Raw genomic sequence first — 12,318 nt, 5'->3', positions numbered from 1 at the left:
CGTCCAGCCGAAGGAGTCGACGATGACGGCACCGACCGAGGATGAGCTCCACGGCGAGTTCGATGCGCTCATCGCGGCCGATCAGCGCATCGAACCGCGCGATTGGATGCCGGAGGCCTACCGCAGGACCCTCATCCGGCAGATCTCGCAGCACGCGCACTCCGAGATCATCGGCATGCAGCCCGAAGGGGCCTGGATCACGCGGGCCCCGAGCCTGAAGCGCAAGGCGATCCTGATGGCGAAGGTGCAGGACGAGGCCGGGCACGGGCTCTACCTCTACTCGGCGGCTCAGACGCTCGGCATCACGCGCGACGAGATGACCCGGCAGCTCATCGACGGACGCGCGAAGTACTCCTCGATCTTCAACTACCCCGCGCCGTCGTGGGCCGACATGGGCGCGATCGGGTGGCTCGTCGACGGTGCCGCGATCTGCAACCAGGTGCCGCTGTGCCGCGCGTCGTACGGACCGTACGGCCGCGCGATGGTGCGCATCTGCAAGGAGGAGTCGTTCCATCAGCGCCAGGGGTTCGAGATCCTCCTGAGCCTCATGCAGGGCACGCCCGCGCAACGCGCGATGGCGCAGGAGAGCGTCGACCGCTGGTACTGGCCGGCGCTGATGATGTTCGGACCACCCGACGACGCCTCCCCAAACTCCGCGCAGTCGATGGCGTGGAAGATCAAGCGGTTCAGCAACGACGAGCTGCGCCAACGCTTCGTCGGGATGCTCGTCCCACAGGCCGCGGCGCTGGGGGTGACCCTTCCCGACCCCGCCCTGCACTTCGACGAGGAGCAGGGGCGCTGGATCATGAGCGAGATCGACTGGACCGAGTTCCACGAGGTGCTCGCGGGGCGCGGCCCCCTCAACGCCGAGCGCATCCGCAACCGGCGCGACGCGCACGAGGAGGGCGCGTGGGTGCGCGAAGCGGCCGCGGCCTACGCGGCCAAGAAGGCGGCGCGGACCGCCGCGACGGGCAGGGCCGCCTGATGCCGACGCCGGGCGGCTCCCCCGACGAGACGTGGCCGCTGTGGGAGGTCTTCGTCCGCGCGAGCCGCGGCCTGAGCCACGTGCATGTCGGATCGCTGCACGCGCCCGACGCCGAGCTGGCGGTGCGCAACGCCCGCGACCTGTATACGCGACGGGGCGAGGGCGTGTCGATCTGGGTGGTCCCCTCGGATGCCGTCACCACGAGCGATCCGGGAGCGAAGGGCGCCTTCTTCGAGTCCCCGGCGGGCAAGAACTACCGCCACGCCGCCTACTACACGGCATCCGAGGGGGTGCCACACCTGTGACCCCGACATCCGACGACGGCCCGCACGGCACGGTCGAGGTCGACCGCGCCGCACTCGACGAGGAGTTGCGGGGCACTCGCCGCCGCGCCGCGACGGCCGACGTCGCAGAGTACGCGCTGCGACTGGGCGACGACGCGCTCGTGTTGGCCCAGCAGCTCTCGCGCTGGATCGCGCACGCCCCGGAGCTGGAGGAAGACGTCGCGCTGGCCAACATCGCACTCGACCTCCTGGGCCACGCGCGCTCGCTGCTGCGCTTCGCCGGATCGTACGACGGCAGGTCGGAGGACGACCTCGCCTACTTCCGGGGTGAGCCCGAGTTCCGCAGCGCGTGGCTGTTCGAGCAGGAAAACGGCGACTTCGCGCGCACGATCGCCCGCCAGCTGATCGCCTCGGTCTACCTGTTCGAGCTCTACACCGACCTGCAGGCGTCCGAGGAGCCGGCGCTGGCCGAGATCGCGGCCAAGGCCGTCAAAGAGGTGGACTACCACCGCGATCACGCCGCGCAGTGGACGCTCCGCCTCGCCGGCGGAACCGACACGTCGCGCCGCCGCCTGCTCCGCGGACTGACCGACGTGTGGCCCTACGTCGACGAGCTGTTCCGCGACGACGCGCTCATCGACCGCCTCGGCGGCATCGCCGTGCGTCCGTCGTCTCTGCGGGAACGCTTCGACGACGTGGTCGCGGGCGTGCTCGCCGAGGAGGAGATGAGCGTCCCCGGGGTTCCCCCCGCCGCCGGGGGCGGGCGCGACGGACGGCACTTCCCCACGCTGGGGTTCGTGCTGGCCGAGATGCAGGTGCTCGCCCGACAGCATCCGGGGGCGACGTGGTGACCGCGGCGGCGGTCGAGACGGCGCGCGCCGCGGTCGCCGCCGTCTGCGACCCGGAGATGCCCGTGCTCACCATCGACGACCTCGGCGTGCTCCGGGACGTCCGCGTCGACGAACGCGGGGTCGTCGTGACGATCACGCCCACCTACTCGGGCTGTCCGGCGATGGACGCGATCCGCGACGACATCGTGCGGGCGCTCGCGCACGCGGGATTCGACCGGGTGAGCGTCGAGACCGTGCTGTCGCCCGCGTGGACGACCGACTGGATGAGCGATGCCGCGCGGCGCAAGCTCGTCGCCGCCGGCATCGCACCGCCCTCCGGACGGGCCTCCCTCGCGCGGTCGGGCGGCCCCGTCCGCGTGCGCCTCGCGGTGCGCTGCCCGCGCTGCGGCTCCCTCGACACGCAGGAGGTGTCGCGGTTCGGTGCGACCTCGTGCACGGCGCTGTTCACCTGCCGCGCCTGCCGGGAACCCTTCGACCATGTCAAGGCGCTCTGAGGGGGATCCGACCGTGCGCACCGACACCGCCGCACCCGCCCGCCGCCGCGCCCGCTTCCACCGTCTGCGGGTGGCGGACGTGCGAGCGCTGACGGCGGATGCCGTGGAGGTCACGTTCGCGGTGCCCGACGAGCTCGCCGACGCGTTCGACTACGCCCCCGGGCAGTACGTGGCGCTGCGCACCGTGATCGACGGCGTCGAGGTGCGGCGCTCGTACTCGATCTGCCGGCCGCCGGTGCGCGGCGCCATCGCCGTGGGCATCAAGCGCGATCCCGGTGGGCGCTTCTCGACGTGGGCGCACACGGCGCTGCGGCCGGGCGACGAGATCGACGTGATGAGCCCGCAGGGCACGTTCGTGTCGGCGCGGGCCGATGCCGCCGCCGGCCACGTGGTCGGCATCGCGGCGGGCTCCGGGATCACACCGATCATGTCCCTCGCGGCATCCGTGCTGAGCGCCTCGACGACGTCGCGGTTCACGCTCGTGTACACCAACCGCTCGTCGACGGACGTGATGTTCGTCGACGAGCTGGCCGACCTCAAGGACCGCTATCCCGCGCGCATCGCCGTGCACCACGTGCTCTCGCGCGAACAGCGCGCCGCCCCGGTGCTGTCCGGACGCATCGACGAGGAGCGGCTGCGGCTCATCCTCACCGCGCTCATCCGCCCCGAGACGGTCGACGAGTGGTTCCTCTGCGGCCCGTTCGCGCTCGTGCAGCTCTGCCGCGACGTGCTCGCCGATCTGGGCGTCGACGCGGACCGCGTGCGCTTCGAGCTCTTCACGACCGGGGAGGCCCCGGCGCCCGCCACGGCACCCGGCACGGCGGGCGGGCGACCGCGCGCTGCGCGGCCCGACGAGCGGGTGCACCGCATCGACCTCACGCTGGACGGCACCTCGACGCGCGTCGACAGCCCGGTCGACGCGCACGAGAGCATCCTGACGGCCGCGCTGCGGGTGCGCCCCGACGTGCCCTTCGCATGCGCGGGCGGGGTCTGCGGCACCTGCCGTGCACGCCTCGTCTCGGGTTCCGTGCAGATGAGCGAGAACTATGCGCTGGAGCCCGAGGAGATCGAGCGCGGCTACGTGCTCACCTGCCAGTCCCACCCGACGACCGCGCGCGTCGTCGTCGACTACGACGTGTGAGGGGAAGCCGTGATCGAGTACGCGTTCGAGCGCATCGAGACGGATGCCGGAGGCACCGCCGATCTGGCGACGATCACCCTCCGCAACGCGGCGGTCCGCAACGCCGTCGACGAGGAGGCGCTGCGCGCCCTCGACGCCGCGTACCGGAGGGCGGAGGCGGACGGCGCCCGCGCCGTGCTGCTGCAGGGCGAGGGCCGGGCCTTCTGCGCGGGCCGGGACATCTCCCGCGTCGATCCGCGCACCGACGACGTGCCGGGCTACCTCGACGGCCTGCTGGCACCCCTGCTGCGACGGATCGCGGACTTCCCGGCGCCCACCTTCGCGGCGGCCCAGGGCGCCTGCCTCGGCGTGGGCCTCGGCCTGCTGATCGCCACGGACGTCGTGTACGTGGCCGACGACGCCAAGATCGGGTCGCCCTTCGGCGCGCTCGGTGCGGCGCTGGACTCGGGGGGCCACGCGTTCTTCCTCGAACGGCTGGGGGCGCACCGCACCCTCGACCTCGTCTACACCGGCCGCCTCCTCACCGGCGCCGAGGCGGTCGCGGGCGGTCTCTTCTCGCGGTCGATGTCCCCGGACGAGCTGGCCCCTCGCACCCGCGAGGCGGCGATCGCCGCGGCATCCGGCCCCACCGCCGCCTTCGTCGCGAGCAAGCGGCTCCTGTGGCGGCTGCGCACCGAGCGGCTCGGCTTCTGGGACGCGCTCGACGCCGAGAGCAGCGTGCAGGCGACCCTGTCGACGACCGAGGACTACCGCGAGGGCTTCGCCGCGTTCCAGCAGCGGCGCGCACCCGTGTTCCGCGGACGGTGAGCCGGTGTCGGCGACGTGCGGCAGAGTGTGAAGCGCACGTCTTCGGACCCCACCGGAAGGACCCCATGCAGCAGCGCACGATCGGACCGTTCACCGTCTCCGCCATCGGGCTGGGCGCCATGCCCGTCTCGATGAACAACGACAACGTCCTGCCCGATCGGGGCGACGCCGTGGCGACGGTGCACGCGGCACTGGATGCCGGGGTCACCTTCATCGACACGGCCGACATCTACGCGCCGTCCTGGGATCAGATGGGCCACAACGAGCGCATCGTCCGCGATGCGCTCGCCTCGTGGGACGGCGACACGAGCGGCATCCTCGTCGGCACGAAGGGCGGCATCACGCGCACGGCCGAGAAGGACTTCGGCCGCGACGGCTCGCTCGCCTACCTGCGCTCGGCGGTGCAGCGCTCCCTGGACAACCTCGGGGTCGAGGTCATCGACCTCTACCAGTACCACCGCCCCGACCGCTGGATGGTCTACGGCGAGATCATGCAGAACCTGAAGGCGCTGCAGGACGAGGGACTCGTCCGCGCGATCGGCATCTCCAACGCGAGCGTCGAGGAGATCGCGATCGCCCGGGAGGTTCTCGGCGAGGGCAACCTGACCAGCGTGCAGAACGAGTTCTCGCCGCGGCATCCGGGCAGCTTCGACGAGTTGCGGTACTGCGACGCGCACGGCATCGCCTTCCTGCCGTGGAGCCCGCTCGGCGGTACGGGCGGGGGCGGGCGTTCGGTGGGCGAGCGGTTCGGCGTCTTCCGGGAGGTCGGCGAGGCGCACGGCGTCAGTCCTCAGCAGGTGGTGCTCGCGTGGGAGCTGTCGCTGAGCCCCGTCGTGGTGCCGATTCCGGGGGCGCGACGCGCGGCATCCATCATCGACTCGGCGCGCGCAGCCGACCTCGTGCTCGATGCGGACGAGCTCGCACGCTGCTCCGCCGCGGTGGGACTCGAGCTCTGACACCGCGTTTCGACTCGCTGCGCTCGCTCAACGACCGGGGCGAGCGGCGCCGCCCACCCGGTCGTTGAGCGAGCGGCGCAGCCCACCCCCCGGTCGTTGAGCGAGCGGCACAGCCGCGAGTCGAAACGCCCTCACCCGGCGGCGCTGAGCTCCTCCTGCCGCGAGAAGGCGAACGCCTCGAGCAGCCGCTCGGTGTCGGCCAGCTGCGCGAGCCAGGTGACGCGCACGATGTCGATCCGGTCGTCGGGCTCCTGCAGCCGGGAGAGGTACTCCGCGATGGGCGCGAAGCCGCCGGGCGCGGTCTCGTGCAGCTGCAGCATCCGCAGGGCGATCTTCGTCTGCTCGCCGTAGATCGGCAGCTGCGGACCCCGCGGCGCCGTCAGCCCGATGAAGTACAGCTTCTCGAGCCCCGCGGGCACGATGCCCCCCGCGAACCGCAGCGGCACCGACGAGCGGCGCTCGATCAGCGCCTCGTCCAGGAACGGCAGCGAGACGTGGAAGCCCGTCGCCCAGAGGATGGTGTCGTACTCCCCCGCGGTGCCGTCGGCGAAGTGCACCGTCGTGCCCTCGATGCGGTCGATGCCGGGACGGATGTGCACCCGGCCGTGCTGCACCCAGTACAGCAGCAGGTCGTTGACGACCGCGCGCCCCTCGGCGAGGGTCGCGGCGGCGGGAGCCGGCATGCCCGGGTAGTCCTTCGCCTCGCCGATCGAGACCTTGGCGAGCATGCGGGCGATGAAGTCCTGCTCCTCGGGCGAGAACTGCCCCATCCACGGGATCTCCTGGCGGGGCACGCCGAAGTACGACTTCGGCTGGAAGAACATGCCCTCGCGCATCACGATGTCGACCTCGAAGCGGTGCTGCGCCGCGTCGACGGCGAGGTCGCAGCCCGAGTTGCCCGCGCCGACGACCAGCACCCGGCGCCCCGTGATGTCGGACGTGTTGCGGTACGAGCCGGAGTGCACCTGGGTGCCGGTGAAGTCACGACCGACCGCCGGGACCTTCTGATCCCACAGGTGACCGTTGGCGACGAACACGCCGTCGTAGTCGCGGGACTCCCCGGTCGACAGGGTGACGGTCCAGCCGGCCGACCCGACGGGCCCCTCGGTCGCGCGCGGCACGACCGCGACGACCTCGACGCCGAAGACGACCTTCTCGAACAGGCCGTGCTCCTGCGCGTACGCGGCGAGGTAGTCGCGCACCTGGTCACGCCGCGGGAAGTGCGGGTACTCCGCCGGCATGGGGAAGCCCTCGAAGCCGGTCATGTCGCGCGAGGTGATGAGGTGCAGGGCGTCGTAGTCGGTGTTCCAGTGGCCGCCGACCCGGTCGGACTTCTCGAAGCAGTCGACCTGGTAGCCGGCACGGGTGAGCTGGACGACGGCGGACATGCCGGCCGCGCCGGCTCCGATCACGCAGTAGCGGGTCATGCGGGGGTTCCTTCCTGGGAGGTGGATGCCGCGGCGTCGGGGACCAGCCGCCGGGACGTGTGGAGCAGCGCCGCGCGTCGGGCGCCGGCCGCGGACGGGTAGCCGCGATCGGTGGGACGGATGCCGGCGTCGGCGAGGTGGCAGAGCTGCAGGACGTGTTCGAGCGCGAGCAGGTTCGGGTCGATCACCGGCACGTCGGCCGCGGTGCTGACGGCGCGGTAGCCGTGCGCGTCGAAGATCGCCCCGAGGTAGCCGCATCCGACGACGACCGCATCGGCGCCCTCGTCGACGGCGACCCGGGCGGACGCGTCGAAGCGCTCGATGAGGTCGGTCGGATCGTCGACGGCGCGCAGCACGTCGAGGTGCGTGGACTCGGGCCGGTAGGCGCGCACGGGCGGGGCGCCGAAGACTCCCGCACCTCCCAGCCCGCGGATCTCGTCCGCGAAGACCGGGACGAGGCTGTCGGCGACGGTGACGACCGCGGCGCGGCGGGCGAGCGAGCCCATCGCGCGCACGCTCGCCTCGGCCAGGCCGGTGACGGGGACCGGGACGGCGGCGCGGACGACCGCGGTCGGCGCGCCCCAGCATCCGATGACGAACGCGTCCGCGTCGCCCGCCTCTTCCAGCGTGGCGGCGCGGGCGAGCAGGACGGCGTCGCTGAGCAGACGGTTGGCGGGGGTGCGGATGCCGCCGGCGTCGGCGCCCGCGTGGACGAGGCGCGTGCGCACCCGCCCCGCGGCGAGCCGTGCGATCCGTTCGCCGAGGAAGTCCCACAGCCCGCCCAGGGCCGGATCGCCCACGGTGGCCTCGAGCCAGACGACGGATCTCATGCGTACCCCCGGTTGAGCCGACGCTCGACCCAGACCGACAGCCAGGTCGCCGGGACGGCGATGGCCGCGTAGATCAGCCCGGTCAGCGCGTAGACCCACAGGTACTGGAACGTGATCGTGCTGACCTGGTACGCCTGGCTCATCAGCTCGTTGACCGAGATGGAGTACGCCAGCGAGGTGCCCTGGAACGACATGATCGCCAGACCCATGAGGGCCGGGATCGAGGCGCGCATCCCCTGCGGCAGCACGACGCGCACGAACGTGGTCGTCCGCGACAGTCCGAGGGCCGCCGACGCCTCGCGCTGACCGGTCGGCACCGACTGGATGCCGGAGCGGATCATTTCGGACGAGTACGCCGCGGCGGTGAAGGTGAGACCGATCACCGCGGCCCAGAAGTTCTCGAACAGCACGCCGAGGGCGGGAAGGCCGAAGTAGACGATGTAGAGCACGACGAGCGCGGGGATGCCGCGGCCGACCTCCACGAGCACGAGGCACGGCCAGCGCACCCAGCCGCGCTGAGCGGACACCCCGAGGGCGAACAGCAGCCCGATGAGGTAGCCGAGCACGACGGAGAGGGCGGTCAGCTGCAGGCTGACGACGAGCCCCTGTCCGAGCCGGGGCAGGTAGACGGCGAGGTCGATCATGCGACGGCCTCCTTGCGCAGGCGGGTGTCGAGCCGGCGTGCGGTGACCGCGATCGGGATCGACACGACGAGGTACACGGCGGCGGCGAGGAAGAAGGGGACGATGCCGGCGACGGCCGGGTTCTGCCGGGCGAACATCGTGGCCTGGAAGACCATGTCGGCGACGCCGATCGTCGAGGCGATGGACGAGTCCTTCAGCAGCGACAACAGGAAGGTCGCCATCGACGGCAGGGCGGTGCGGAACGCCTGGGGCGCCAGCACGCGGACGAAGGTCGTGACGCGTCCGAGTCCGAGGGCGGCGGCCGCCTCACCCTGGCCGCGGGCCACGGTGGCGAACGCGCCGCGGTAGATCTCGGCGAGGTAGGCGCTGGAGATGAGGCCGAGCCCCGTGACCGCCGCGGACAGCGAGTCGAAGCGGATCGTGCCCACCTGCACGCCGAAGTAGATGAGGAACAGCCACACGATCGGGGGCACGCCGCGCACGATGTCCACGACCAGTCGCAGCGCGAGTCGCAGCGGCAGGATGCGCGAGCGCAGGCCGAGCATGAGGGGGATGCCGAGCACGACCCCCACCGCGTAGGCGAGCGCCGTCACCAGCAGGGTCATCGGGAGGCCGGCGAGGACGAGGAGCATCGCCGCCGAGATGTCGACGCCGCCCATGTCAGCGCTCCAGCACGGCGCTGAGGAAGCGCCGTGTGCGCTCTTCGCGGGGGTCGGCCATCACCTCGTGCGGCACGCCCTCCTCGATGATGCGTCCGTCGGCCATGACCACCAGGTGGTCGCCGACGTCGCGGGCGAACTGCATCTCATGGGTGACGACGATCATCGTCATGCCCGACTCGGCGAGCTCGCGCATGACGGCCAGCACCTCGACGCCGACCTCGGGGTCCAGCGCGCTGGTCGGCTCGTCGAACAGCATCGCGCGCGGGTTCAGCGCCAGCGCGCGCACGATCGCGATGCGCTGCTGCTGACCGCCGGAGCACCGACCCGGATGCTGGTGCGCCTTGTCCTTGAGGCCGACGCGGTCCAGCAGCGTGAGCGCGCGCTGCTCCGCTTCCTCGCGGGAGCGGCCGAGGATGCGCTCCTGCGGGAAGGCGACGTTGCGCAGCACGCTCATGTGGGGGAACAGGTTGAAGGACTGGAACACCATGCCCACCTGGCGCCGCAGGGCGAGCAGGTCGCGGTCGGGGACGCGGCGGCCCGCGGTGATCGTCTGCGAGCCGACGGTGATGGTGCCGGCATCCGGGGTCTCGAGGAGGTTGACGCACCGCAGCAGGGTGCTCTTGCCGGAGCCCGACGGCCCGATCAGGGCGGTGACGCTGCCCGGGCTGACCGACATGGAGATGTCGTCGAGCACGAGGTGGTCGCCGAAGCTCTTCGACAGGTTCTCGATCGTCACTCCGGCGATCGCGAGCTCGTTGGCCTGCGTGATGAGGGGTCGGGACACGGCGGTTCCTAACGTTCGAGGTGGTGGGGGCGCCCGGCGCCCCCACCACGGCCGGCTCAGCGGATGGAGGTCGCCGCTTTGTCGGCGGGGACGATGAGGGAGTCGGGCAGGTCGTAGCTCGCGTTGAGCTCGGCGAGCGTGCCGTCGGCGCGGAAGCCGTCGATCAGCTCGCTGAACGCGTCGGCGAGCGCCGTGTTGTTCTTGTCGATGGGGAACGCGATCATCGGCTGCTCGGTGGTGATGGCCACGCGGTCGTCCTCCTGGGCCGGCTTCACGACGAAGCCGGTGTCCTTGTAGGCGACGGTCGCGACGGCGTACCCGTCGAGGGCCGCCTGGATCCGACCGTTGAGGAGATCCTGCTTCATCTCGGCGGTGCCCGGGTAGGTCTTGAACTTGTCGCCGAGGATGCCGGACATGTCGGCCTCCCACGAGAAGCCCGCGCCGGAGCCGACCGCGCCGACGCTCTCCAGGCCCGTGACGGTGTCGATGCCGTCCTTGGAGATGATGCCCATGGAGTCGTAGAAGGTGGGGCTGGTGAAGCCGACCTTCTCGGCGCGGGCCGCCGTGACGTACCAGCCGCCCGTGATCATGTCGGTCTTCTTCTGCTCGCTGATCATCGGGATGCCGTTGGCGTAGGTGATCGGCACGAACGCCAGGGCGAGGCACTCGGCCTCGGCGAGCTTGCGCACGACGTCGATCTCGAGGCCGGACGCGTCGGAGCCCTTGGTCTGCGTGTAGGGCAGGTTCTCCGGCACGCCCACTGTGAGGGTGCCCGGCGTGAAGGTCGTCAGCCCTTCGTGCGCGGGGGTGCAGTCGGAGGCGACGGTGGACGCGGGGGCGGCGGAGCCGGCGCAGCCGGTGAGCAGCACGGCGACGGAGGCGATGGACACGAGCGCGGTGGCGGCGCGGGCGCGGGTGGTGCGGGACATGGCTTCCTGCTTTCTGGGTAGTGCTCGAGTGGGTTTTCGGGTGTGGATTCGGGTGGGTCAGACGGCCGTCAGGCCGCCGTCGATCGTCAGGACGGATCCGGTGACGAAAGAGGAGGAGTCGGAGATGAGGTAGCGCACGAGCGGGGAGATCTCGTCGGGGCGCGCGCGTCGGCCGAGGGGGGCGCCGGAGGAGCTGCCCCCGGCGGGCTCGTCGTCGTTCATCGGGGTGTCGACGCCGCCCGGGCAGATCGCGTTGACGCGCACCAGCGGCGCGTACTCCACCGCGGCGACACGCGTCAGCGCGAGCACGGCGGCCTTCGACGCCGAGTAGGCGGCGTAGCCCGCGGTCCCCACCAGCGCCGCCGTCGACGACACGTTCACGATGGACCCGCCGGTGTGCATGAGCGGGGCGAGGGCGCGGATGCCGAGGAATGCGCCGAGCGCGTTGACCCGGTCGTGCAGGAGCCAGGTGGCCGCGTCGGTGTCGGCGATCGCCCCGTGCCGGAGGATGCCCGCGTTGTTGACGAGGCCGACCAGCGGGTCTTCGGTCTCGGCGAGCTGCGCGGCGAGCACGGCCCACCCTCCCTCATCGGCGACGTCGAGGGAGAAGTAGCGCGCGTCGGCGCCGCGGTCGCGCAGGGTCGCGGCGACGGCGCGACCGGCGTCGTCCATCCGGTCGGCCAGCACCAGCGCGTGGCCGGCCTCGGCCAGAGCGGCGGCGTGTGCCGCTCCCTGACCGCGCGCCGCGCCGGTGATGACCACGGTGCTCATCGCATCACGTCCGCACCCGACAGGACGATGGTCTCGCCGTCGAGGAACGCGCCGTACTCGGGCTGGGAGACGAGCCACACCCACGCCGCGATCTCCTCGGGCGTCGCGACGCGGCCGAGGGGGATCGACGCGGCGGCCGCCTCCATCCGACCGGTCGCCGCGTTGCCGGGCGTCGCGACCCAGCCGGGTGCGATGCCGTTGACGCGGATGCCGTCGGGGGCGAGCTCGAGGGCGAGCGCCTTGGTCAGCATGACGACCGCCGCCTTCGAGGCGCCGTACAGGAGCTGACCGGGTGACACCGTGAACGCGTCGACCGACGCGAAGTTCACGACGGACGCGCCGCGCGACAGGCGGGGGCGTGCGGCGGCGATCACGTTCAGCACGCCTAGGACGTTGATGTCGAAGATGCGCCGGTAGGTGGCCTCGTCGTAGCTCGCGAGCGTCGTCGGCGGGTAGACGCCGGCGATGTTGGCGACCACGTCGATACCGCGGCCGGGGGCGAGTACGGCGTCGACGGCGGCGGCCACGGCCTCCCGCGACCGGACGTCGGCGACGATCCGCAGCACGTCGCCGTCGACGGCGGCGGATTCCGCCGGCCAGGCGACATCCAGCGCGACCACCGTGTACCCGCGCTCGCGGAAGAGCTCGACGGTGCTCTGTCCCATTCCGCTGGCGGCCCCGGTGATGAGTGCAACCGGGGGTGTGGGGGTCTGCATGCGGGGATCTCCTCGGATAGTCGGGCCGTGTAAAACC

The 12,318-nt window shown here is 71.9% G+C and carries 15 protein-coding genes; 7 read left to right on the top strand and 8 right to left on the bottom strand.

All coding sequences use genetic code 11. The features are described from left to right. Positions 1-22: 22 nt before the first annotated feature. From paaA to KY498_RS13420, 7 genes are all read left to right on the top strand, one after another. On the top strand, positions 23-985 hold the full coding sequence (gene paaA, locus KY498_RS13450) for a 1,2-phenylacetyl-CoA epoxidase subunit PaaA (RefSeq protein WP_191009127.1): 963 nt from the start codon (positions 23-25) through the stop codon (positions 983-985). Next, the gene (gene paaB, locus KY498_RS13445) at positions 985-1,290 is read left to right on the top strand and encodes a 1,2-phenylacetyl-CoA epoxidase subunit PaaB (RefSeq protein ID WP_060960606.1); all 306 of its coding nucleotides are present in this window, start codon (positions 985-987) and stop codon (positions 1,288-1,290) included. Before paaA ends, paaB begins: the two co-directional genes overlap by 1 nt. Continuing rightward, positions 1,287-2,120: a 1,2-phenylacetyl-CoA epoxidase subunit PaaC gene (gene paaC, locus KY498_RS13440; RefSeq protein ID WP_191009128.1), complete on the top strand. Its 834-nt coding sequence runs from the start codon at positions 1,287-1,289 to the stop codon at positions 2,118-2,120. Before paaB ends, paaC begins: the two co-directional genes overlap by 4 nt. Before the next feature lie 56 nt (positions 2,121-2,176). Continuing rightward, positions 2,177-2,614 (top strand): 1,2-phenylacetyl-CoA epoxidase subunit PaaD, encoded by a 438-nt coding sequence (paaD, locus tag KY498_RS13435; protein WP_375140960.1) that lies wholly within the window; start codon positions 2,177-2,179, stop codon positions 2,612-2,614. Then, entirely contained in the window at positions 2,598-3,755 is a 1,158-nt protein-coding gene (gene paaE / locus KY498_RS13430) for a 1,2-phenylacetyl-CoA epoxidase subunit PaaE (protein ID WP_191009130.1), read from the top strand. The genes paaD and paaE overlap by 17 nt, the downstream gene beginning before the upstream one ends. A 9-nt stretch (positions 3,756-3,764) precedes the next feature. Beyond that, complete coding sequence (locus tag KY498_RS13425; protein ID WP_375140942.1) at positions 3,765-4,562, top strand: enoyl-CoA hydratase/isomerase family protein; 798 nt, start codon at positions 3,765-3,767, stop codon at positions 4,560-4,562. A 65-nt stretch (positions 4,563-4,627) separates the two neighbouring features. After that, positions 4,628-5,518, top strand: a complete 891-nt coding sequence (locus KY498_RS13420; RefSeq protein ID WP_191009131.1) for an aldo/keto reductase — start codon at positions 4,628-4,630, stop codon at positions 5,516-5,518. Positions 5,519-5,649: 131 nt separating this feature from the next. Here the strand turns inward: KY498_RS13420 and KY498_RS13415 are convergent, their stop codons facing one another. Genes KY498_RS13415 through KY498_RS13380 form a run of 8 tightly spaced genes read right to left on the bottom strand, consistent with a single transcriptional unit; the run spans position 5,650 to position 12,281 of the window. After that, positions 5,650-6,945 carry an NAD(P)/FAD-dependent oxidoreductase gene (locus tag KY498_RS13415; RefSeq protein WP_191009132.1) on the bottom strand — a complete coding sequence of 432 codons (1,296 nt, stop codon included), beginning with the start codon at positions 6,943-6,945 and terminating at the stop codon, positions 5,650-5,652. Beyond that, entirely contained in the window at positions 6,942-7,775 is an 834-nt protein-coding gene (locus KY498_RS13410; RefSeq protein WP_191009133.1) for an aspartate/glutamate racemase family protein, read from the bottom strand. Before KY498_RS13410 ends, KY498_RS13415 begins: the two co-directional genes overlap by 4 nt. After that, positions 7,772-8,419, bottom strand: a complete 648-nt coding sequence (locus tag KY498_RS13405) for an amino acid ABC transporter permease (RefSeq protein ID WP_060960599.1) — start codon at positions 8,417-8,419, stop codon at positions 7,772-7,774. Before KY498_RS13405 ends, KY498_RS13410 begins: the two co-directional genes overlap by 4 nt. Next, positions 8,416-9,078 (bottom strand): amino acid ABC transporter permease, encoded by a 663-nt coding sequence (locus KY498_RS13400; protein WP_060960598.1) that lies wholly within the window; start codon positions 9,076-9,078, stop codon positions 8,416-8,418. The genes KY498_RS13405 and KY498_RS13400 overlap by 4 nt, the downstream gene beginning before the upstream one ends. 1 nt (position 9,079) lies before the next feature. Beyond that, positions 9,080-9,865, bottom strand: a complete 786-nt coding sequence (locus KY498_RS13395; RefSeq protein ID WP_269801237.1) for an amino acid ABC transporter ATP-binding protein — start codon at positions 9,863-9,865, stop codon at positions 9,080-9,082. Between the two features lie 56 nt (positions 9,866-9,921). Then, complete coding sequence (locus tag KY498_RS13390; RefSeq protein ID WP_060960597.1) at positions 9,922-10,794, bottom strand: ABC transporter substrate-binding protein; 873 nt, start codon at positions 10,792-10,794, stop codon at positions 9,922-9,924. Positions 10,795-10,851: 57 nt separating this feature from the next. Beyond that, positions 10,852-11,565, bottom strand: coding sequence for an SDR family NAD(P)-dependent oxidoreductase (locus KY498_RS13385; protein ID WP_191009134.1), 714 nt, complete (start codon positions 11,563-11,565; stop codon positions 10,852-10,854). Then, the gene (locus KY498_RS13380) at positions 11,562-12,281 is read right to left on the bottom strand and encodes an SDR family NAD(P)-dependent oxidoreductase (RefSeq protein WP_061781952.1); all 720 of its coding nucleotides are present in this window, start codon (positions 12,279-12,281) and stop codon (positions 11,562-11,564) included. Before KY498_RS13380 ends, KY498_RS13385 begins: the two co-directional genes overlap by 4 nt. Between the last annotated feature and the right edge of the window lie 37 nt (positions 12,282-12,318).

The sequence above is a fragment of the Microbacterium sp. PAMC21962 genome (assembly GCF_019443465.1).
GTDB classification, from domain to species: domain Bacteria; phylum Actinomycetota; class Actinomycetes; order Actinomycetales; family Microbacteriaceae; genus Microbacterium; species Microbacterium hominis.
Note: the sequence above shows the minus strand (reverse complement) of the source record. Positions and strands in the feature narration are given on the sequence as shown.